19 protein-coding genes and 1 pseudogene are annotated in these 21,584 nt (G+C 72.8%); 8 read left to right on the top strand and 12 right to left on the bottom strand.

Going from position 1 to position 21,584, the window contains the following annotated elements:
* Nucleotides 1-57: 57 nt before the first annotated feature.
* The 3 genes from OG440_RS21085 to OG440_RS21075 form a co-directional block, all read right to left on the bottom strand.
* Complete coding sequence (locus OG440_RS21085; RefSeq protein ID WP_406008351.1) at nt 58-828, bottom strand: SDR family NAD(P)-dependent oxidoreductase; 771 nt, start codon at nt 826-828, stop codon at nt 58-60.
* Nucleotides 829-919: 91 nt separating this feature from the next.
* Nucleotides 920-1,855 carry an LLM class F420-dependent oxidoreductase gene (locus tag OG440_RS21080; RefSeq protein WP_406008350.1) on the bottom strand — a complete coding sequence of 312 codons (936 nt, stop codon included), beginning with the start codon at nt 1,853-1,855 and terminating at the stop codon, nt 920-922.
* The gene (locus OG440_RS21075; protein WP_406008349.1) at nt 1,852-3,114 is read right to left on the bottom strand and encodes an amidohydrolase family protein; all 1,263 of its coding nucleotides are present in this window, start codon (nt 3,112-3,114) and stop codon (nt 1,852-1,854) included. The genes OG440_RS21080 and OG440_RS21075 overlap by 4 nt, the downstream gene beginning before the upstream one ends.
* 195 nt (nt 3,115-3,309) lie before the next feature.
* Between OG440_RS21075 and OG440_RS21070 the strand changes: the two genes are divergently transcribed.
* Together OG440_RS21070 and OG440_RS21065 are read left to right on the top strand one after the other, a co-directional pair.
* Nucleotides 3,310-6,288: an AfsR/SARP family transcriptional regulator gene (locus OG440_RS21070; RefSeq protein WP_406008348.1), complete on the top strand. Its 2,979-nt coding sequence runs from the start codon at nt 3,310-3,312 to the stop codon at nt 6,286-6,288.
* Between the two features lie 200 nt (nt 6,289-6,488).
* Nucleotides 6,489-6,695 carry a sigma-like protein gene (locus OG440_RS21065; protein ID WP_406008347.1) on the top strand — a complete coding sequence of 69 codons (207 nt, stop codon included), beginning with the start codon at nt 6,489-6,491 and terminating at the stop codon, nt 6,693-6,695.
* A 79-nt stretch (nt 6,696-6,774) separates the two neighbouring features.
* On the opposite strand, the gene OG440_RS21060 is transcribed toward OG440_RS21065, so the two are convergent.
* Nucleotides 6,775-8,355: a FadD3 family acyl-CoA ligase gene (locus tag OG440_RS21060; protein WP_406008346.1), complete on the bottom strand. Its 1,581-nt coding sequence runs from the start codon at nt 8,353-8,355 to the stop codon at nt 6,775-6,777.
* A gap of 107 nt (nt 8,356-8,462) precedes the next feature.
* Here OG440_RS21060 and OG440_RS21055 point away from each other — a divergent pair, with 107 nt between their 5' ends.
* The 3 genes from OG440_RS21055 to OG440_RS21045 are packed head-to-tail and all read left to right on the top strand — an operon-like array spanning nt 8,463 to nt 10,830.
* On the top strand, nt 8,463-9,620 hold the full coding sequence (locus OG440_RS21055; protein WP_406008345.1) for a lipid-transfer protein: 1,158 nt from the start codon (nt 8,463-8,465) through the stop codon (nt 9,618-9,620).
* 23 nt (nt 9,621-9,643) lie between these two features.
* Nucleotides 9,644-10,060, top strand: a complete 417-nt coding sequence (locus OG440_RS21050; protein WP_406008344.1) for a Zn-ribbon domain-containing OB-fold protein — start codon at nt 9,644-9,646, stop codon at nt 10,058-10,060.
* Nucleotides 10,057-10,830, top strand: a complete 774-nt coding sequence (locus tag OG440_RS21045; RefSeq protein WP_406008343.1) for an enoyl-CoA hydratase/isomerase family protein — start codon at nt 10,057-10,059, stop codon at nt 10,828-10,830. Before OG440_RS21050 ends, OG440_RS21045 begins: the two co-directional genes overlap by 4 nt.
* A gap of 100 nt (nt 10,831-10,930) precedes the next feature.
* Here the strand turns inward: OG440_RS21045 and OG440_RS21040 are convergent, their stop codons facing one another.
* Nucleotides 10,931-12,145, bottom strand: a complete 1,215-nt coding sequence (locus OG440_RS21040) for an amidohydrolase family protein (protein ID WP_406008342.1) — start codon at nt 12,143-12,145, stop codon at nt 10,931-10,933.
* 118 nt (nt 12,146-12,263) lie between these two features.
* Between OG440_RS21040 and OG440_RS21035 the strand changes: the two genes are divergently transcribed.
* The gene (locus tag OG440_RS21035) at nt 12,264-12,728 is read left to right on the top strand and encodes a MarR family winged helix-turn-helix transcriptional regulator (protein WP_406008341.1); all 465 of its coding nucleotides are present in this window, start codon (nt 12,264-12,266) and stop codon (nt 12,726-12,728) included.
* 245 nt (nt 12,729-12,973) lie between these two features.
* Here the strand turns inward: OG440_RS21035 and OG440_RS21030 are convergent.
* From OG440_RS21030 to OG440_RS21015, 4 genes and pseudogenes are all read right to left on the bottom strand, one after another.
* A pseudogene (locus tag OG440_RS21030) lies at nt 12,974-13,243 on the bottom strand (hypothetical protein); the annotation flags it as partial.
* Nucleotides 13,244-13,656: 413 nt separating this feature from the next.
* Complete coding sequence (locus tag OG440_RS21025; protein WP_406008340.1) at nt 13,657-14,211, bottom strand: hypothetical protein; 555 nt, start codon at nt 14,209-14,211, stop codon at nt 13,657-13,659.
* 230 nt (nt 14,212-14,441) lie between these two features.
* Nucleotides 14,442-16,817, bottom strand: a complete 2,376-nt coding sequence (locus tag OG440_RS21020; protein ID WP_406008339.1) for a PQQ-binding-like beta-propeller repeat protein — start codon at nt 16,815-16,817, stop codon at nt 14,442-14,444.
* Between the two features lie 188 nt (nt 16,818-17,005).
* Complete coding sequence (locus tag OG440_RS21015; RefSeq protein WP_406008338.1) at nt 17,006-17,728, bottom strand: VOC family protein; 723 nt, start codon at nt 17,726-17,728, stop codon at nt 17,006-17,008.
* A 134-nt stretch (nt 17,729-17,862) separates the two neighbouring features.
* Here OG440_RS21015 and OG440_RS21010 point away from each other — a divergent pair, with 134 nt between their 5' ends.
* Nucleotides 17,863-18,498, top strand: coding sequence for a TetR family transcriptional regulator (locus OG440_RS21010; RefSeq protein ID WP_406011409.1), 636 nt, complete (start codon nt 17,863-17,865; stop codon nt 18,496-18,498).
* Nucleotides 18,499-18,585: 87 nt separating this feature from the next.
* Here the strand turns inward: OG440_RS21010 and OG440_RS21005 are convergent, their stop codons facing one another.
* Complete coding sequence (locus OG440_RS21005) at nt 18,586-19,038, bottom strand: Lrp/AsnC family transcriptional regulator (protein ID WP_406008337.1); 453 nt, start codon at nt 19,036-19,038, stop codon at nt 18,586-18,588.
* 82 nt (nt 19,039-19,120) lie between these two features.
* On the opposite strand from OG440_RS21005, the gene OG440_RS21000 reads away from it, so the two are divergent.
* Entirely contained in the window at nt 19,121-19,735 is a 615-nt protein-coding gene (locus OG440_RS21000) for a LysE family translocator (protein ID WP_406008336.1), read from the top strand.
* Here OG440_RS21000 and OG440_RS20995 read toward each other — a convergent pair.
* Together OG440_RS20995 and OG440_RS20990 are read right to left on the bottom strand one after the other, a co-directional pair.
* Nucleotides 19,732-20,205 (bottom strand): nitroreductase family deazaflavin-dependent oxidoreductase, encoded by a 474-nt coding sequence (locus OG440_RS20995; RefSeq protein ID WP_406008335.1) that lies wholly within the window; start codon nt 20,203-20,205, stop codon nt 19,732-19,734. The genes OG440_RS21000 and OG440_RS20995 overlap by 4 nt on opposite strands.
* Nucleotides 20,202-21,506, bottom strand: a complete 1,305-nt coding sequence (locus OG440_RS20990) for an acyl-CoA dehydrogenase family protein (RefSeq protein WP_406008334.1) — start codon at nt 21,504-21,506, stop codon at nt 20,202-20,204. The genes OG440_RS20995 and OG440_RS20990 overlap by 4 nt, the downstream gene beginning before the upstream one ends.
* Between the last annotated feature and the right edge of the window lie 78 nt (nt 21,507-21,584).

The following is a 21,584-nucleotide window of genomic DNA, read 5'->3' as shown; positions in this document are numbered from 1 at the left end:
AGCGGATGCCGCCGACTGTGGCACCGGGCCCCCGGATGGTCAATAGCCGACGAACGGTCAGATGACCGAAACGCCCGCCAGCCATCCCCCGTCGATCACGAACGGCTGCCCGGTGATGTACGACGAGTCCCGCGAGGTGAGGAAGAGGGCGAGCCGGGCCACCTCGTCCGCGCGGCCGATCCGGCCCAGGGGGACGAGCTTGCGGTAGAGGGAGTCGAGGGCGCGGGTCGTCTCCTCGGGGTCGGAGTCCGGCTCCAGCCGGGACGGGTTGGACATCGCGGTGTCGATCGCCCCGGGACAGACCGCGTTGACCCGGATACGGCGGGGCGCCAGCTCCAGGGCGGCGACCCGGGTGAGGCCGAGTACGGCGTGCTTGGTCGCCGCGTAGGCGCCGACCGCCGCCATGCCGGTGAGCCCGGTGTAGGAGGCGGTGTTGACGATGGTGCCGCCGTCGGACAGCTCCGGCGCGGCGGTCCGGATGCCCAGGAAGCAGCCGACCTGGTTGACCCGCACGACCTGCATGAACTCGTCGAGGGGGGTGTCGACGAGGGCGTTGAACCGCAGGATGCCGGCGTTGTTGACGAGCCCGTCCAGATGGCCGTACGCCTGCTTGGCCTCCCGCACCGCCGCGGTCCACTCCTCCTCCACCCCCACGTCGAGGTGGACGTACAGCGCGCCGATCTCGTCGGCGAGCGCCTTCCCCTGCTCGTCGAGCACGTCGGCGACGACCACCTCGGCGCCCTCCTGCCGGAACAGCCGCGCCTCCTGCTCGCCCTGGCCACGCGCCGATCCGGTGACGAGGACCACCCGTCCGTCGAGCTTGCCCATGCCGGCTCCCTTCGCATCGGTGGAGCTCGGCATCGTATCGCCGTATCTGACGAAGCGTCAGATACGTGCGCGGGGGAAGATGGCCCCCGTGTCAGCCGGCGCCGTCGAGCAGGGGCCCCACCTCGGCTCCGAACAGGGCGATCTGGTCGGTGAGTTCGGTACGGCCGCGGCAGCGGAAGCGCACCTGGATCTGGTGGACGCCCATCGCCCCGTAGGCCCGCAGCGACTCGGCGAGGGCCTCCGGCGGCCCGGTGAGGGTGCGGCGGCCCACCTCCCAGCCGGGGGCGCCGACGTACAGCGGCTCGGTGATCGCGCCGACGGTGAGGGGGGCGCCGTCCCCCCGGCCTTCCTCCCGCAGCCGTCGCAGCGTCTCGATCCGCGCGGGCAGCCGGTCCCTCGGATCGCCCTGCGGCAGCCAGCCGTCGCCCTTGAGCGCGGCCCGGCGCACGGCGGCCGGGGAGGATCCGCCGACCCAGATCGGCACCCGCGCCTGGACCGGCCGGGGCCGCTGCCCGAGCCCCTCGAAGTCGTACGACTTGCCGTGGTGGGAGGGGAACTCGTCCGGCCCGAGCGCGGCGCGCAGCGCGTCGATCGTCTCGTCGAGCACGGCGCCCCGCCGCTCGAAGTCCACCCCCAGCGCCTCGAACTCCTCGCGCACGTGACCGGCGCCGACGCCGAGGATGAGCCGGCCGCCGCTGAGGTGGTCGAGGGTCGCGTACTGCTTGGCGGTGAGCAGGGGGTGACGCAGGCCGACGACGGCGACGTGCGCGAGCAACCGGACCCGTTCGGTCACGGCGGCCAGGTGGGCGAGGGTGGCCACGGGGTCGTACCAGACGGTGCTCATGGCCCCGGCCAGCCGGCGCGGGATCGCCACGTGGTCGCAGGCGGCGACGTAGGCGAATCCGGCGCGGTCGGCGGCACGGGCGACCTCGACGAGGTCGGCGGGGCCCGCGTCCGCCTCCCAGGGCTCGGCGTAGAGCGTGGACTGGGACTGGACCGGGAGCTGGATGCCGTAGTCGAGGCTCACCGCGGGCTCCAGAGTCCGTCCGGGGTCAGCCCCAGCAGGTCGATCGCGTTGCCTCGCACGATCCGCTCCACCACGTCCGGCGCCAGGTGGCCCATCTGCGCCTCGCCGACCTCGCGCGACTTCGGCCAGGTGGAGTCGGAGTGCGGGTAGTCGGTCTCGTACAGGACGTTCCCGACGCCGATGGAGTCGAGGTTGCGCAAGCCGAAGGCGTCGTCGAAGAAGCAGCCGTAGACATGGTCGGCGAACAGCTCGGACGGGGGACGGTGGACCTTGTCCGCGACCCCGCCCCAGCCCCGGTTCTCCTCCCACACCACGTCGGCGCGCTCCAGGATGTACGGGATCCAGCCGATCTGGCCCTCCGCGTACATCACCTTCAGGTTCGGGAAGCGCTCGAACTTGCCGCTCATCAGCCAGTCGACCATCGAGAAGCAGCAGTTGGCGAAGGTGATGGTGGAGCCGACGGCCGGCGGGGCGTCGGCGGAGGTGGACGGCATCCGGCTCGACGAGCCGATGTGCATGGCCACGACCGTGCCGGTCTCGTCGCAGGCGGCGAGGAAGGGGTCCCAGTCGTCGGTGTGGACGGAGGGCAGGCCCAGGTGCGGGGGTATCTCGGAGAAGGCGACCGCGCGGACCCCGCGGGCGGCGTTGCGCCGGACCTCCGCCGCCGCCAGTTCGGCGTCCCAGAGCGGGATGAGGGTGAGCGGGATCAGCCGGCCCCGCGCCTGCGGGCCGCACCACTCCTCCACCATCCAGTCGTTGTAGGCGCGCACACACAGCAGGCCCAGGTCGTGGTCGGCGGCCTCGGTGAAGGTCTGGCCGCAGAAGCGGGGGAAGGTGGGGAAGCAGACGGCGGACTGGACGTGGTTGACGTCCATGTCGGCGAGGCGGGACGGAACGTCGAAGGACCCCGGGCGCATCTGCTCGTAGGTGATGACCTCCAGCTTGATCTCGTCCCGGCTGAAGCCGACGGCCGTGTCCAAGCGGGTGAGGGGACGGTGCAGGTCCTCGTAGATCCACCAGTCGCCGATCGGGCCGTCGTCGCCGGGCTCGCCCATGACGGGCTTGAAGCGGCCGCCGAGGAAGGTCATCTCCTTCAGCGGGGCCCGCACGACCCGGGGCCCGGTGTCGAGGTACTTCTTCGGGAGGCGGTCCTGCCAGACGGTGCTCGGCTCCACGGTGTGGTCGTCGACGGAGATGATCAGCGGGAGGTTCTCCGTGGCCTTCGCGTTCTCCGATGCGTTCTCCAGTGCGTTCTCCATGGGGGCACGGTAGCGCCGATCTGACGGATCGTCAGCTAGCGGGTGCGAAGCCGGAGTCGATCGGCTCTGTGGGGATGTGTGCGCATCGGATGTGTGGGGCGTGTGGACTCCCGTGCACCTCCCGGGCAAGCTGACGGTTCCGGCATGGACAGGGCAAACTGGGCCCGGTAACACGGATGCCTAAAGGGAGCCCTGATGGACGACCGGGTAGGACACCGCGACCCGCGTGTGCCGGAGCAGAGACGTCCCGGTTCCCCCGAGGAACCGGCGACACTGCACTTCGACGTTCTCGGCCCGGTGCGCGCACGTCGCGGCGACGAGCGGCTGGCCACCGGTTCACCACAGCAACGAGCCCTGCTGGCAGCCCTGTTGCTGCGCGAGGGCCGTACGGCGACGGCCGCCGAGCTGATCGACGCGCTGTGGGGCGAGGAACCTCCGTCACAGGCGCTGGCGGCGGTAAGGACCTACGCCTCCCGGCTGCGCAAGGTGCTCGACCCGGGCGTCCTGGTGAGCGAGTCGGGCGGCTACGCGGTGCGCGTGCCGGCCGAGGGCGCGCTGGACCTGGCGGTGGCGCAGGAGTGGGCGGCGGAGGCGGAGAAGGCCCGGACCGCCGGCGATCTCTCCCACGCGCGTGAGGTGCTGAACCGGACGCTCGGGCTGTGGGACGGGGAGGCGCTGGCCGGCGTCCCCGGGCCGTACGCGGAGGCCCAGCGCGTCCGGCTGGAGGAGTGGCGGCTGGGGCTGCTGGAGTCCCGGCTGGACATGGACCTGGAGCAGGGCTGCCACGCGGAGGCCGTCTCCGAACTCACCGCGCTCACCGCGGCGTACCCGCTGCGCGAGCGGCTGCGCGAACTGCTGATGCTGGCGCTGTACCGCAGCGGCCGGCAGGCGGAGGCGCTCGCGGTGTACGCGGACACCCGGCGGCTGCTCGCGGAGGAACTCGGGGTGGATCCGCGGGCCGGGCTGCGGCAGTTGCAGCGCCGCATCCTTCAGGCCGACCCGGAACTGGCGGAGCCGTCGGCACCCGCGGCCCAACCGGCCGTGGTACGCGTACGGCCCGCCCAGCTCCCCGCCACCGTGCCCGACTTCACCGGCCGCTCCGCCTTCGTGCGGGAACTGGGCGAGGTACTGGCGCGGGCCGGTGACGGCACCGGTGGGGGCGGCCGGGTGATGGCGGTGTCCGCGCTCGCGGGCATCGGGGGCGTGGGCAAGACGACCCTCGCCGTGCACGTGGCCCACCAGGCCCGGCCGGCCTTCCCCGACGGGCAGCTGTACGTCGACCTCCAGGGCGCGGGACCGCGGTCGGCGGAGCCGGAGACGGTCCTCGGATCGTTCCTGCGCGCCCTGGGCACGGCGGACTCGGCGATCCCCGACTCCCTGGAGGAACGGGCCGCGCTCTACCGCTCGGTGCTGGACGGCCGCCGGGTGCTGGTGCTGCTGGACAACGCGAAGGACGCGGCCCAGATACGCCCGCTGCTGCCGGGCACGGAGGGCTGCGCGGCGCTGGTCACCTCGCGGGTGCGGATGGTGGACCTGGCGGGAGCGCATCTCGTCGACCTGGACGTGATGTCCCCCGAGGAGGCCCTCGCCCTCTTCACCCGGATCGTCGGCGAGGAGCGGGTGGCGGCGGAACGCAAGGCCGCGCTGGACGTGGTGGCCGCGTGCGGTTTCCTGCCGCTCGCCATCCGGATCGCGGCCTCCCGGCTGGCCGCCCGCCGCACCTGGACGGTGTCCGTCCTCGCCGCCAAGCTGGCCGACGAACGACGCCGGCTGGACGAGCTCCAGGCGGGCGACCTGGCGGTGAAGGCGACCTTCGAACTCGGCTACGGCGCCCTGGAACCCGCCCAGGCCCGCGCGTTCCGGCTGCTCGGCCTGGCGGACGGCCCGGACACCTCCCTGGCCGCGGCGGCGGCGGTGCTGGACCTGCCGGTGGAGGACACCGAGGACCTGCTGGAGTCCCTCGTCGACACCTCCCTGCTGGAATCGGCGGCCCCGGGCCGCTACCGGTTCCACGACCTGGTCCGGCTCTACGCGCGTGCGTGCGCCGACCGCGACGAGCCGCCCGGCGAACGCGACGGGGCGCTGTCACGGTTGCTGGACTTCTACCTGGCGACGGCGGCGGGGGTCTACGCGATCGAGCGGCCCGGCGACCGCACCGTCGTCCACCTGGAACCCACCTCGTACCGGGGGCTCTCCTTCGGCGAGCGGACGCAGGCCCTCGACTGGCTCTTCGCGGAGGCGCAGTGCCTGCTGGCGTGCGCACGGCAGCAGCAGACGGGCAGCGGGCTGCGCCGTGCCGTCGATCTTCTCTGGGCCGCCAAGGACCTGGCGGAGTCGGGGGCCAACGCGAAGCAGTACGAGTGGGCGGCGACAGCCCTGCGGGACGCCGCGCAGGACGCCGCCGACATCCGCGCGGAGAGCCGTGCCCGCACGGCGCTGTCCAACGTCCACCTGGCCGCCGGACGGTACTACGAGGCCGACGAGGAGGCCGGGCGCGCGATCGAACTCGCCACGGCGGCGGACGACGCGACACCGGTCAGCTGGGCGGCGACGGACCGGGGGATCATCGCCCTCAACCAGGGACGGTACGAGGAGGCGGAGCGGCTTCTGACGACGGCTCGGGACGGCTATCGCGCCGACGGCAACCGTCCGGGAGAGGCCAGCGCGCTCTGCAACCTCGCTCAGCTGCACCAGCGCATGAACCGTGCCGACAGCGCCGTCTCGCTGGCGCAGCAGGGCGTCGAGATCTTCCAGCAGCTCGGTCTCAGCCTGCGCCTCGCGAACGGCCGCTACTCCCTGGGAGTGGCGCTCACCCGCGCCGGCCGGCTGCCGGAAGGCCTGGCCCAGCTCACGGACGCCATGCTGATCTTCGCCTCCAACCGGCAACGGCTGTGGGAAGGCACCACACATCTGCGCATCGCCCAGTTGCACCTGGCCGCCCATCGCCCCGCACAGGCCGCTCAGCACGCGGAGCAGTCCCTCGCCATCGGGGTCATCGGGGGCGACCTGATCCGGGGCAGCGTCCTGAACACGCTGGGCAAGAGTCTGCGCGCGCTGGGCCAGTCGGACCGGGCGCGCGCCTGTTGGCACGAGTCCCTGCTCCTGCTGGAGAATGCGGGAGCGCCCGAGGCCGCGGAGGTGCGCCGGCTGCTGAGCCCGCTGGACGCGTCTTAGCGGGCCGCGGACGGCGTTCATCAAACGTTTATGCCCGGTCGGCAGAATCGACTCAACGGTCCGTCGCGTCGGGGGGCAAGCGGGCCGGGGAGTCCATGGGGGTGGGCTCCGGTCCACGTCTCTGTCCGGCGATACTCGGGGGAATCGCCGGTCAGAGGCGTCCCATTCACTTGAACACCATTCACAGGGGAAGCGTGAACATGAGCAGCACCGAGAAGCAGACGCCGGACATCACCACGCTGGAGAACCACTCGCCCGTGCCGCCGGCCCTCAAGGACGCGGTCACGCAGCCGCCCACGCCGACGCCGACGACCACCACGTCCACCGCGTCGGTCGGCGACGAGATCACCACGCTCGAGAACCACTCGCCCGCCCCGCCCGCCCTGGACCTGGACGGCGGCAAGTAGGCACCGGCTCACGGGGATCGGCCGCGGTGGCGCGGAGGGGAAGCCGCCGCGGCCGAGGCGTGTCCGGGAGGACGCGCGGTCACCGGGAGCGCAGTTCGCCCTTCACCACCTTGCCGCTCGCGTTGCGGGGCAGTTCGGCGACGAACTCCACCGCCCTGGGCACCTTGTAGTTGGCCATCTCGCGGCGGGCCCAGGCGATCAGGTCGTCGGCCGTGGAGACCGCGCCGGGCCGCCGGACCACGTACGCCCTGCCCACCTCGCCCAGGCGCGGATCCGGGACGCCGATCACGGCCACGTCGGCCACGTCCGGGTGCAGGCCGAGGCGCTGCTCTATCTCCGCCGGGTAGGCGTTGAAGCCGCCGACGATGAACATGTCCTTGAGGCGGTCGGTGATCCTCAGGTTGCCGGCGGCGTCCAGGACGCCCACGTCGCCGGTGCGCAGCCAGCCGTCCTCCGTGAGGGCCTCCGCCGTCGCCGTCTCGTCCTCGTAGTAGCCGCGCATCACGTTGAAGCCGCGGACCAGGATCTCCCCGGGCCGGCCCGGGGCGGCGTCCACCCGTACCTCGGTGCCGGGGATCGCGCGGCCCGACGTCGAGGCGATGACCGTGGGATCGTCCCCGCGGCGGCACATGGTGACGACTCCGCTCGCCTCCGAGAGCCCGTACGCGGTCAGGACGGTCTCCACGCCCAGTTCGCCCCGCAGGCGTTCGACGAGCCGCAGCGGCACCACGGCCGCGCCCGTGACCACCAGCCTCAGCGCGGACAGGTCGTGCTTGTCCCGGGACGCGTGGTCGAGGAGCGACTGGTGCAGGGTCGGCGGCCCGGGCAGGACCGACACCCGTTCCGACGCCACGTTCGCGAGGACCGTGTCCACGTTGAACACCGGCTGGGGGATCATCGTCGCCCCCCGCATCAGACAGGCGATCACGCCCGCCTTGTAGCCGAAGGTGTGGAAGAAGGGGTTCACGATCAGGTAGCGGTCGCCCTGCCGCAGCCCGGCCAGGTCGGTCCAGATTTCGTACGCCCGCAGCGTCTGCGCGTGGGTGATCACCGCGCCCTTGGGGCGGCCCGTGGTGCCCGAGGTGAAGACGATGTCCGAGGGCCACTCCCCCGCGACCCGGTCCGCCCGCGCCCGGACCTCCGCCGCGCCGACGCCCTCCCCGCCCGCCAGGAAGTCCTTCCAGGTCAGGAAGTCCGCCGGGGCGTCGTCCGAGAGCACGACCACCCGCTCCAGCGCGGGCAGCCCCGGCAGCGGGCCGTCGCCGGGGCCGTCCGCCGCCGCCCGCCGCAGCGACGCCACGTACGACGTTCCCAGGAAGGTGCCCGTCACGAACAGCAGACGCGTGCCGCTGCGGCGCAGTACGTCCGCCGCCTCGATGCCCTTGAAGCGGGTGTTCAGCGGCACGAGCACCGCGCCCGCGCTCACCGCGCCCAGCGCCGCCACCATCCAGTCGAGGGAGTTCGGGGCCCAGAGGGCGACGCGGTCGCCCGCCCGCACCCCGTGCGCCAGACAGGCCGCCGCCGCGCGTTCGACGCGGGCGCCGAGTTCGCCGTAGGAGATCCGGGTGCGGCCCTCCACCACCGCCTCGGTCGTCGCGTACCGCTCGGCCGCCCAGCGGACCAGGCCGGGGATCGTCCCCCACTCCATGTCACCACGCATGAGCGGTCTCCCCACTAGCCCAGGGCCCAGTAGCTGACTGACCGTCAGATTAGCGGTAACCTGACGGACTGTCAGCAGCACTGTCGCCGTGTGGAGGTGCGTGCAGCATGCCCGCAGTGACCGGAATCAAGGACGCCACGGCCATCGTCGGAATCGGGCAGACGGCCTTCGCCAAACACCTCCCCGAGGACGAGCGGACCCTCGCCTGCCGGGCCGTCCTGGCCGCCCTCGACGACGCCGGGATCGCCCCCGGAGAGGTCGACGCGCTCGCCTCCTACACCATGGAGGAGACGGACGAGGTCGAGCTCGCGAAGGCCGTCGGCTTCGGCGACCTGAGCTTCTTCGGCAAGATCGGGTTCGGCGGCGGCGGTTCCTGCGCCACCGTCGCCCACCTCGCCACCGCCATCGCCTCCGGGCAGGCCACGGTGGGCGTCGCCTGGCGGTCGCGGAAGAGGGGCTCCGGGCCGCGCCCCTGGACCAGCACGGCCGTCCAGCTCCCCACCCCCGCCCAGTGGACCCGGCCCTTCGGGCTGCTGCGGCCCGCCGACGAGATAGCCATGCTCGCCCGCCGCTACCTGCACGAGTACGGCGCCACCCGCGACCACCTCTTCAACGTCGCCCTCGCCTGCCGCAACCGCGCCAACCAGAACCCGGCCGCCGTGATGTACGAACGGCCCCTCACCCGCGAGATGTACATGTCGTCCCGGTGGATCAGCGAGCCCCTGTGCCTGTACGACAACTGCCTGGAGACGGACGGGGCGTTGGCGTGCGTGGTCGTGAGCGCCGAACGGGCCCGGGACTGCCGCCGGGCACCGGTGTACGTCCACTCCGCCGCTCAGGGCCTGCCCGCCCAGCACCACGGCATGGTCAACTACTGGAACGACGACCCGCTCACCGGCCCCGCCTGGGCGGCCGCCCGGCACCTGTGGAAGCACGCCGACTTCACCCCGGCGGACGTCGACGTCGCGCAGATCTACGACGCCTTCACGCCGCTCGTGCCGCTCTCCCTGGAGGGGTACGGGTTCTGCGGCCGGGGCGAGGGCGGGGCGTTCACCGAGGGAGGCGCCCTGGAGACCGGCGGACGGCTGCCCCTCAACACCGGCGGCGGCGGGCTCAGCGAGGCCTACGTCCACGGCTTCAACCTCATCAACGAGGGCGTCAAACAGCTGCGCGGCACCAGCACCGCCCAGGTGCCGGGCGCCGCGACCTGCCTGGTCACCGCCGGCGAGGGCGTCCCGACCTCCGCCCTGCTGCTCCGGAACTGAACGCCCCGAGGAGTTGATCCGCGATGCTCACCCCCGTCACCGACGCCGACGGCGCCCCCTTCTGGCGGTACGCCGTCCAGGGCGAACTCCGCGTCCAGGCCTGCGCCGACTGCGGCGAACCCCGCTTCCCGCCCCGCCCCTGCTGCCCGCACTGCCAGTCCTTCGCGAGCGAGTGGCGGCGGATGTCGGGACGCGGCCGCATCTGGTCCTACGTCGTCCCGCACCCACCCCTGCTGCCCGACTACGCCGCGCTCGTCCCCTACAACGTGATCCTCGTCGAGCTGGCCGAGGCACCCCGCATCCGGATGGTGGGCAACCTGGTGACCGAACCGGGGGCCCCGCTCGGCTCGTTCCCCGCCGACCGCATCCGGATCGGCGCCCGCGTCCAGGTCGTCCTCGACGGCGACAGGCTTCCGCAGTGGGTCCTGGAGCGGCCGTGAGCGTGCGCCTGGACGCCGACAAGGACACCGGGGTCGCCGTCGTCACCCTCGACCGGCCGGCCCGGCTGAACGCCCTCGACCTCGACGCCGTCCGTGAACTCAAGGACATCTGGCGCGAGTTGCGCTTCGACGACTCGGTGCGGGCCGTCGTCCTCACCGGGGCCGGGCAGCGGGCGTTCTGCACCGGCCTCGACCGGGACGCCGTCGTGCCGCAGCCCGGCTCCCCGTACATGCAGGACGACCCGCTGCTCACCGTCGGCCCCAAGGCGAACGACCTGTGGAAGCCGGTCGTCGCCGCCGTGGAGGGGATGGCCTGCGGGGGCGCCTTCTACCTGCTCGGCGAGTGCGAGTTCATCGTCGCGGGCGCCGACGCCGTGTTCTTCGACCCGCACACCACGTACGGGATGGTCAGCGCGTACGAGTCGGTGCTGCTGGCGCAGCGGATGCCGTACGGGGAGGTCGCCCGGATGATGCTCATGGGGACGGCCGAACGGATCTCCGCCGGGCGCGCCTTCGGCATCGGGCTGGTCTCCGAACTCACCGGCACCGGGGAGGCGTCGCGGGCCGCCGTCGCCTGCGCCACCGTCATCGCCGGATACCCCGCCGCCGGGATCCAGGGCACGGTACGGGCCCTGTGGGCGGCGAAGGAGACGGCCCGCACGACGGGCTTCGCACAGGCGCCGCACCTCATCTCGCTGGGAAACCTGCCGAGCGAGGAACAGGCGCGCCTGTTCACGGGACGGTCGGCCGCCCGCCCGCGAACGCGCTGAACCTGCCGCGGTCCGGGGCGCTGCCGCCCTTCGCACTCGCCGGGTCCGCCACGCGGGGCTCACGGCGACCCGCCTCCTCCCGCATGGGATGACGCGGACGTCAGGCCGCCAGGCGGGTGCCGCGGCGCCAGACGGCGCGGGTGTTGAGGGTGTCGCCGATGGTGCTCGTCGGGTCTCCGTCGACCAGCAGCAGGTCGGCGCGGAGGCCCTCGGCGATGCGGCCCCGGTCGCCGAGGCGGAAGCGGCGGGCCGTGGTCGCGGTGGCCGCGCGCAGGGCCCGCGCGGGGGTGAGGCCGGCGGCCACGAGGTACTGCAGTTCGTGATGGAGGCTCGCTCCGTGCGCCAAGCCGCCGAAGAACGTCTCGGGCATGGAGACGTCGGACCCGGCCAGCACGTCGACACCGGCGGCGTCCAGAGCGCGCACGGTGTCGTACACGTCGTCGAGCCTGCCCTGCGGGTGGCGGTTGTAGCTGGAGCGCAAGGTCCGGTCCCACTCGCTGTCGAGGCGTGCGGCGACCCGGGGGTCGTCGGCGAGTGCGCTGCCGGTGATCCCCATCATCGAGGCGTTGAGAGTGATGCAGGGAATGACGAACATGCCCGCGTCCTTGATGATGCCGATGATCTCGACGGTGTGCGGCTGGTCCATGAACACGTGGGTGAGGCCGTCGACGCCTGCTTCGGCGGCCATCAAGGTGGCCTCCACGGTCAGTGCGTGGGCCACGGTCAGCGCGCCGTACTTCTTGGCCTCGGCCACACCGGCGTTCACGGTGGCCTGGTCGAGCGAGGGCAGTCCGGGGTGCCCCTCCACGCTGCCGTCGTCGATCATGAACTTGATGAAGTCGGATCCCCGGGCGAGGAGCTGGGGCACGAAGCGGGCCGCTTCCTCGGGGGTGGTGGAGAACGGCATCAGGGGCATCACGGGCGGGAGATCCCACTTCGGCCGGAACCCTTCGGGCATCAGCTCGCTCGGGTGACCACCGGGCGGTGTGATGGCGAAGCCGGAGGAGCGCACGTCGGCCTGGGTGTCGTCGTCGGCGATGAGCCCCCGGTTCTCCCGGGTGTTCATCCCCTGCATCTCCAGTTCGGTCGTCACCCCGAACCGCAGGGCGAGCGCCAGGGAACCCGGGGCGGAATGGACATGGGCGTCGATCAGTCCCGGCAGGAGTGTGGCACCGGCGCCGTCGACGATCTCGCTGTCGCGGGGGGCGTCGCCACCGACACGCGCGATCCTTCCGCCGTCGATGACCACGGTCTGCACACCTGTCGCCTTCTCTCCGTCGAAGATCTGCGCGCCGGTGATCGCGGTGAGGGTCATAGCGGTCCGCCTCGTTCTCTCAGGTGCCGTTTTACATACCTAATGCTATGCAGTTACCTGGCATCATGCAAATGCCGGATGGTATGCAAGTGCGCGCATCGGCCCTAGACTCGGTCCCATGAGCCGCGTGTCCTTCCCCGAACCCTCCGACGACACGGCGCTGGACCAGATCGGCCCGGCGCTGTCACGGCTGCGCCGACGCGCACCGGCATCGAGGAAGGACCTCTCCCGCAATCTCGTGCTCAACGTGATCACCGACGCGCCGGGCGAGATGACCGTCGGCAGCCTCGCCGCCGAGATGGGCGTCGCCCAGCCGGTGGCCAGCCGGACCGTGGCCGCCTGCATCGAGGACGGACTGCTGCGCCGGGCCGCCTCCCAGTCCGACGGACGCCGTACCGTGCTCGAACTCACCGAGCACGGCGAGGCCGTACGCGACCGCTTCGCCGCCGAACAGCGAAAGGCGTTCCTCGAGATCACCGCCGCCTGGTCGCCGGAGGAGCAGCTCCAGTTCGCGCGGCTCCTGGCCCGATACGGAGCCGACGCCACAGCGTGGTCCAGGAGACAGGCCACGAGCCCCGAGTGAACGGGCGCGTCCCGACCTCGGGTCACGGCCGGGAGTGCGGGCATCGGCCGCGCCGACGCGCCGGGAACCTCATCGCGCCTCCCGCCCGCGGGCGGGCCGCGCGCCCGGCCGTCGGGGCCCTCGGCTCAGCCGGCTGCGAGGAGCCGCTCCCGGGCCCGGCAGTCGCGGCAGCGGCCGGGTTCCGTCGTACGGAATCCGCGGTCGCAGCCGTCGCAGTTCCGCATGCGCACGACCGCTGGGCTTACGGCGGCCTCCAGCTCCCTCAAGGCTCGCGAGATCAGGATCTTGCCCTCGCTGAAGTGCTCACACAGTGCGGTGATGGTCACGAGGGAGCCGTCGGGCAGGGAGGAGATGTACGCCGCGACGCCGACCGTGACCGCGCTGCCGCGTCGCTGGGCGAGGGCGTTGGAGATCACCGCGAAGTCGGCGGTGAGTCGGGTGCGGACATGGATCACGCCGGAGGACGGAGCTCCGGCGTCGGCGCGCAGGGGCGCGTTAGACTGCGATTCAGCCATTGGGAAGGTTGACGCTTCCTGATCGGTCAGGCCCTCGTTCGGGATGCCAGTCCCGGCCGGGGGCCGTCCTCTGTCTGCGGTTGTCGCGGCGAACGTAGCCGCCCGTATCCCGCGCCTGCAAGCCGGTCACTCGGACGGGTGACGCGGGCTTCGCGGCCGGGGAGGGTGGGTGGGCGGGTAGTTCTTTCCCCCGGTTCTTTCAGGAGGTCAGTGGCCCGCCGGACCCTCGCGAACAAGGGTCCGGTGAGCCCGGAACGCGGACGGCGTCCGGGACCCGGCGGCCTCAGGAACGGCGGCCCGCGCAGGCCGCCGCCGCGTCGGGCGGCCGCACCGACCGCCTCCCGCGTGCCCGTGATCAGGGCGGTGTGGGCGGAGGTGCCCGTGGTGGCGTCGGTCCGCCGCGGGGCGTCCGGTCAGCGCGCCGGGGCGTACGGCTGCGGGTCGCAGTGGTCGACCTTCGTCGCGCCGGCCGGGGCGGACAGGTCGACGCGGACCGTCGCCGTGCCGTTGCCCTCGACGTACGTTTCCTCGTTCTGCTCCTCCACGCGGCCGGAACCGGCGTCGAGGAAGTCGACCGTGACGGTGAAATAGCCGCCGGTCGCGTTGGGATTGGTGACCTCGACCGTCGCGTACGGCTCGCTCGGCGTCGCGCAGTCGACCAGCTCCACCGTGGCGTCCCGCAGCGTGGTGGACGTGCTCGACGAGCCGCCGTCGCCGTAGGTGTCGTCCGTGTAGTCGTCATCGTCGTCGTAGTCGTGGTACGTGCTGCCGGACGAGCCGCCGGACGTCGAACCCGACGTCGACGACGAGCTGTCGTGGTTCTGGCTGGAGCTGCTGCACCCGCCGCCCCCGCCGCTGTGACCGCTGCTGTGGCCGCGCCCCTTGCTCGTCGTCGAGAAACCGGTCAGCGCCAGCACGACGAACACGGCCACCGCTGCGAACTTGAGTTTCTGCCCCCGTCGATCCATACCGCCAGCCTAGGCAGTGCCTGTCACGACCATGTCACCGCGTGGCGACCGGCCGGTCCCCGGCGTAGCGTCGGCGGTGGCGGCCGCCGTCCGGACCCTTCCGTGCCCCCGGCACGACGGCCGTCCCGGCGCGCGGGCCACTGCGGACGGCGGCGGCCGGCGGGCGCGCCGACCGTGGGCGGGCATGACGGCCGTCCCGTGGGCGGCCGTCCGGGCGGTGGGCGACCGGCTCAGGCCGTCCGCGCCGTGCCCGTGCCCTTCTCCGCGTCCAGCGCGTACACGCAGCGGTCCTTGCTGGAGGCGTACACGACGCCGTCGCGGACCACCGGGGAGCCGGTGATCTCGCCACCGGTCGCCAGCTTCCAGCGCAACCGGCCGTCGTCTGCCTTCAGGGTGTACAGCAGGTGGTCCGTCGAACCGAAGTGGATACGGCCCTCGGCGACCGCCGGGGCGCCCACGATGTCGCCGCCCGCCTGGAAGCGCCACTTGGGCGTGCCGGTGACCGCGTCCAGCGTGTAGAGCCCCTTGCCGCTGCCGACGTGGACATGGCCGGCGGCCACCAGCACCGGGTCGACGGACGCCCTGGCCTCGGTGGCGATGCGCCAGCGGTCGCGCCCGTCGGTGGCGTCGATGGCGTACACCGTGCCGAGGTAGTCGGCGAGGTAGACGCCGCCGCCGGTCACCGCCGGGCCGGGCACGAAGGTCGGCGGGGACAGGAACACGGCCGGAGCCTCGAAGTGCCAGCGCACCATGCCGCTCGCCACGTCGACGGCCAGGACGCGGGTACCGGCGGACAGGTAGACATAGCCGTCCGGAGCGGGGGTGACGCGGACCGGGACACCGCCGCAGGAGGCGGTGTCGCCGATCGGGTACGACCAGCGTTCCTCGCCGGTGCGGGCGTCCAGGGCTCTGAGCCGGGCGTCCTGCCAGACGTAGACCGTGCCCTCGTGCAGCACCGGGCCGGCCTCCGGGGACTCGAAGTCGGTCTGGCAGCCGCTGATCTCCCACAGCTTCTGCCCGGCCGAGGCCTCCCAGGCCTGGACCCCGCCGCCGCGCGTGCCGGTGACGACCGTGCCCCGGTCGGCCTTGAGCGAGTACACCCAGGCGTCCGTCGACAGCCGCCACAGATCGCCGCCCTCACGGGCGTCCAGGGCGAACAGGGTGGGGCCGTCGGAGGCGTGCACCCTGCCGTCGGCGACCGCCATCGACCAGGCCACGTCCCGCGTCTTGAAGCGTCGGCGGCCGGTGGCCACATCCAGGGCGTGTACCTCGAAGGAGGTGACGTAGACGAGGTCCCCGGCGACGGACGGCGTCCCCCACACATCGTTCGACATGCGGAACCGCCAGGGCCGCCAGCCCGCCGGGGTCTCCGAGGGCGCGCTCTGCGGGGCCGGCACGGTCGTGTCGGCCCCGTTGACGCCGGGCTGCGGCCGCGACCAGTTGGCGACCAGGCCGGGCTCGGCCACCGGCGCCTTCACGGCGGCCGTGGCACGGACGTCGGCGACGCGCGGACCCGGCCCGATCGGCACGGCGGCGCCCGCCAGCCGGACGGGACCGATGTCGGGGGCGCCGACGGCCGCGGGCGCGGGGCGGGAGAGGACCACCGGGGCGTGGGACGGCGGGGGCGGTACGGCCGGCACGGCGGGCCGGGCCATGCCCACGCCGCCTCCGCCGCCGCTGCGGGGGCTCGGGGGCGCCGGTTTCGCCGGACGGCCGCCTCGGCGCGTCTCGATGAGGGTGACCGCCTTCTCGGGCAGCCACGCCGACGCCGTACCGCTGTCGTCGGAGCCGGAACCGAAGAGGTGGGGGGCGAGCTGGGCCTGGAGGTCGGCCGGGTTGGGCCGGGCCGTGGCGTCCATCTGCATACAGGACTCGATGAGCGGGCGCAGCTCGTCGGGCAGGCCCTCCAGGTCCGGTCCCTCACGCAGCAGCATGAAGACCGTCTCGACCGGGTTGGCGCCGTGGAAGGGCGGGTGCCCGGTGGCGGCGAAGACCAGCATCGAGCCGAGCGAGAAGACGTCGCTCGCGCCGGTCACGCTCCGCGAGTCCTTCGCCTGCTCGGGGGACATGTAGGCGGGGGTGCCGACGGCCACGTTCGTCATCGTCAAACGCGTGTTCGAGACACCGGACGCGATGCCGAAGTCGATCACCCGGGGGCCGTCCTCGACGACCAGCACGTTGGACGGCTTGAGGTCACGGTGGACCAGCCCCGCGCCGTGGATCGACTGGAGCGCCTCGGCGACGCCCGCCGCCAGCCAGCGCACGGCCTGGGCCGGCATCGGCCCGCAGTCGTTCACTATCTCCTCGAGGGAGGGCGCGGGAACGTACGCGGTGGCCAGCCAGGGCACGGCGGCGCGGGGATCGGCGTCGACGACGGCGGCCGTGTAGAAGCCGGAGACCGCCCGGGCCGCCTCCACCTCGCGCGTGAAACGCACCCGGAAGAGCTGGTCCTCGGCGAGTTCGGTCCGGACCGTCTTGATCGCCACGCGCCGGCCCGAGGCCGAACGGGCCAGATAGACCAGCCCCATGCCGCCGGCCCCCAGCCGTCCCAGCACCTCGAACGGCCCGATCCGCCGCGGATCGTGCTGCGTCAGCTGATCCACCACTTGCCTGCCACCTCCCCGTACGAACCGCGTCACCCGCTTGTGCACACGGCCCCGTGCAGCGTCTCACCACCGCACCGCCATGGCGGCACGCACCCTGATTCTTCCTGGCCGGACGGCCGGTTGCGAACCCGGGGGCAATCGGGGTGTCTCATTTCATATCCGCGCATACAGCACGGGTACGGCACCGATCAGCGCTGGAGAAGCGCGAACGACGCCCCTTGATTGTCCGTGACGACCGCCACGATTCCGTACGAGGCGGTGAACGGACCCGCCTGGACCCGCCCGCCGAGCCGGGCCACCGCGCCGAGCGCCGCCTCACAGTCCCGCACGCCGAAGTGGACGAGGAAGTGCGGCGGCATCATCTCCGGGAAGACATCGCCGACCGGCGCCCGCCCGAAGTCGGGTTCGGCGCCCGGCCCGAACAGCGCCTCGTGGAAGAGATGGCCGTAGAAGGTGTTGGCGGCCGCGGTGTCCCGGGCGTAGAGCTGCGCCCAGGCGAAGGTGCCGGGGCGGTGCCGTACACCGAAACCGGGGTGGTCCGCCGGCTGCCACAGGCCGAAGACCGCGCCCTCGGGATCGGCGGCGAGCACCGCGGTGCCCGCCCCACCGACCGGCAGCGGCCCCATGACGACCTGCCCACCGGCGTCGCGGACGCGGCCGACGGTCCTCTGCGCGTCCGGGGTCGCGAAGTACACCGTCCAGACGGTGGGCATCCTGCCGTCCGTCTTGTGGGCGAGCGCGGCCACCGGGGCGCCCTCCAGCCGGGCCCACACCGAGGAGCCGTACGCCTCCTCGAAATCCCACCCGAAGAGCTCCCCGTAGAACCGCCTGCCCGCGTCCACGTCGGGGAGCTGCGCGTCCACCCAGCAGGGGACGCCCTCTGCGTACACCGATGCCCTGTTTTCGGCCATGCAGCCAAACTAACGGCGCCGCACGCAAGCCGCAGACCAGGCACACCCGCCTCCGCACCCCCTCGCACCCCATTTGCAGTCGGCCGAATCGCGCTCCGATCACCCCTCGGTAAGCTGACGGCATGACAGGACAAGTGCGTACCGTCGACGGCCGCGTGGCCGGTCGGCGCGGGCAGGCGACGCGGCAGAAGCTGCTCGAGTGCCTCAGCGAGATGCTCAGCTCCTCTCCGTACCGCGACGTCAAGGTCATCGACGTCGCCCGGAAGGCAGGCACTTCGCCCGCGACCTTCTACCAGTACTTCCCGGACGTCGAAGGCGCCGTCCTGGAGATCGCCGAGCAAATGGCCACCGAGGGAGCCGAGTTGACCGGCCTCGTCGCGGGTCGTTCGTGGGTCGGCAAGGCGGGCTGGCAGACGGCGCAGGAACTCGTGGACGGCTTCCTGGAGTTCTGGCGGCGCAACGACGCGATCCTCCGGGTCGTCGATCTCGGCGCCGCGGAGGGGGACAAGCGCTTCTACAAACTCCGCATGAAGATCCTCAACTCGGTGAACAACTCCCTTTCGGACGCGGTCGCCGAGTTGCAGTCCAAGGGCAAGGTCGACAAGGACGTGAACCCGGCCGCGGTCGCGGGCGCCCTCGTCGCGATGCTCGCGGCGGTCGCCTCGCACCAGAAGGGCTTCCAGACGTGGGGCGTCAAGCAGGCTGAACTCAAGCCGAATCTCGCCCTGTTGGTACACCTCGGCATCACCGGCAGGAAGCCGACGAAGTAGCCCGGCCTCCCACGGTCCTTACGGTCACGTCCTGTCTGTCAGGCGGCAGCTCACCCCGGTGAGCTGCCGCCTGCCGCGCTGTCGGCCTCAGGCGGGCAGCGCCCGGTCCTTCACCACGTGCTTCATCACCAGCGTCGACGTCAGCCGCTGCACCCCCGGCAGGGTGGCCAGGCGCTCGTCGTACAGCCGCTGGAAGGCCGCGAGGTCGGCGGTGGCCACCCGCAGCAGATAGTCGGGCTCCCCGAACAACCGCTGCGCTTCCAGGACGTGTTCCACCTCGCCCACCGCCCGCTCGAACCCGGCGACCGTGTCCCGGTCCTCCTGCCGCATCGAGACGAAGACCAGCGCCTCGAAGGTCAGCCCGACGGCGGCCGGGTCCACGACCGCCCGATAGCCGCTGATCGCCCCGGACCGCTCCAGCTCCCGCAGCCGCCGGTGACAGGGCGAGACGCTCAGCCGCACCCGCGCGGCCAGCTCGGTCACGGTCAGCCGCCCGTCCTGCTGGAGCTCGGCAAGAATCTTCCGGTCCACGTCATCCATGGGGTAGATCTTCCCCCGGATACCCGCGATCCGCGAAAACTTCGGGAACACTTTCGACCGCATCGCGCCTAATGTCCCCGGTATGGACTCGGGAACGCTGATTTCTTTCCTCGCCGTCGACCTGCTGCTGGTCTGCGTGCCGGGCGCCGACTGGGCGTACGTGATCTCCGCCGGGCTGCGCGGCCGGTCGGTGGGCGCGGCGGTGGGCGGCCTGGTCAGCGGGTACGCCCTGCACACGGTGCTGGCCGCGGCGGGCCTCGCCGTGCTGGTCGCGGGGTCGCCGGCGCTGCTCACCGGGCTGACGGTGGCGGGCGCGGCGTACCTGGTGTGGCTGGGGTGGGCCGTGCTGCGGCGGCCGGGGATCCAGGGCGCCGGGGAGGAGATCACCGCGGGCGGGACGCGGGTGTTCCTGCGCGGGGCCACGATCAGCGGCCTGAACCCCAAGGGCCTGCTGCTCTACCTGTCGATCCTGCCGCAGTTCCTCACCACGGGCGACGGGCAGCCACCGGTGGCCGTGCGGACGGCCGTCCTCGGGCTGCTGCACATGGCGTGCTGCGCCGCCGTCTATCTGACGGTGGGCGTCACGGCCCGCAGGCTGCTGGGCGCCCGCCCGGCGGCGGCCCGCGCGGTGACCCGCACCTCCGGGGCGGCGATGCTGGGAATCGGCACGTTCCTGCTGATCCAGCGCGCGTTCTAGTCCTTCGGGGTGAGCCGGAACAGCCGGATCTCCCGTTCCACCCGTGCCTGGTAGGTGGCGTACGGCGGCCAGAACGCCAGCAGCGCCTTCCAGACGGCCGCCCGCTCCTCCCCCGTCAGCAGCACGGCCGTGACGGCGATGTCCGTACCCTTCCAGCTGATCTCGGCGTCCGGGTGGGCCAGGAGGTTTCCGGTCCAGGCGGGGTGCCCGGCGCGGCCGAAGTTGGAGCCGATCAGGATCCAGCTCCCGCCGCCCTCCTCGGGCATGCAGGCCAGCGGCGCACGGCGCGGCAGCCCGCTTCTCGCGCCGGTGGACGTCAGGACCACACCGGGCAGCATCTGGGCGCTGAGCAGCACCTTTCCCCGGGTGAGCCGGTGCACGGCGCGGTCGAGGGCGGGGACGACATGCGGCGCGACCTTCGCGAAGGCCCGCGTCGAGGAGACCTTCTGCACCATCCGGACGCCGATCACACCGAGACCTCCGTCCGCTCGAAGAGCCCGGCTCCGGCGGCCGCGTGCGCCCGCAGCCGGTGCACGGGCCCGAACAGCAGTTCGTCGCCGGCGGCCCGCTTGAAGAACAGGTGCGCCTCGTGTTCCCAGGTGAAGCCGATACCACCGTGCAACTGGATCCCCTCGGCGGCGGCCCGCCGCAGCGCCTCCAGCGCTTGTGCGAGAGCCAGCCCGCCGGCCCGCTCCCCGCGACGCCCGGAGCCGATCCGGCCACCCGTATCGTCCGCACCCTCGGGACCGCCGGGACCGCCGGGACCGACTGCACCGACCGGAGCGACTGCGGCCTGCGGGCCGCTTCCGGCGCCGTGACCGCCCGCCGCCCAGGCGGCGTAGTACGCGGCGGATCGGGCCGCCTGGAGCTGCACGTACACGTCGGCCAGCCGGTGCTGGACCGCCTGGAAGGAGCCGATCACCCGCCCGAACTGCTGCCGGCGGCCGAGGTACTCGACGGTCCGTTCCAGCACCCGGTCGGCGGCGCCGACGGCCTCGCAGGCGAGGAAGGCGGCCGCGAAGTCACCGGCGTGGGCGAGGGCCTGCGGTACGCCCGTCTCCTCGTCGCCGAGCAACTCGGCCCGCACGTCACGAAGTTGGATCCGGGCCTGCGGGCGGGTCGCGTCCAGTGCCGTCTGCCGGGTGCGGACGAGCCCGACGGCGTCCCCGGCCACGACGAACAGCAGGGTGCGCGACCGCACGAACCCCCCGGCGTGGGCGGCGACCACCAGCGTCCCCGCACTGTGCCCGTCGAGCACCTGCGCGGCCTCGCCGTACAGCCGCCAGGCCCCTTCGGCCCGCCGGGCCTGGATACCGCCCGCGCGTCCGCCGCCGGCCCAGTCGCCGTCCTGGGCGCCGGTCAGGGCGAGGGCGGTGGCCAGGGCGGGCGCGGGCACGGCGAGGGCGGCGGTCAGGGTGCCTTCGGAGATCCGCGGCAGCAGGCCCGCGCGCTGGGCGTCGGTGCCGAGGGCGAGGATCAGCGGCGCGGCCAGCACCGAGGTCGCGAGGAGCGGGGAGGGGGCGAGCGCACGGCCGGTCTCCTCGGCGGCGAGGGCGAGGTCGGTGACCGGGCAGCCGACACCGCCGTACGTCTCGGGGAGCGCGAGGCCGGGCAGCCCGAGCTGCTCGGCGAGGGCCGCCCAGAGGGCGGGATCGTGCCCGCGGGGGGTGTCCAGGGCGGCACGCAGCTCGTCGGGGCCGCAGCGTTTGTGGAGCAGGTCGCGCAACGTGCGGCGGATCCCGTCCTGTTCGGCGGTGAAGCCGGGGTTCATGGCCACCCCTCTCATCCGGATCTGACGGTGCGTCATGTTAGGGCGGGGGAACGTGAATGCCCAGAGAGACGGCACCTG

This window comes from Streptomyces sp. NBC_00637, assembly GCF_045161545.1.
GTDB lineage: Bacteria > Actinomycetota > Actinomycetes > Streptomycetales > Streptomycetaceae > Streptomyces.
This window is presented reverse-complemented; position numbering and strand designations above follow the sequence as displayed.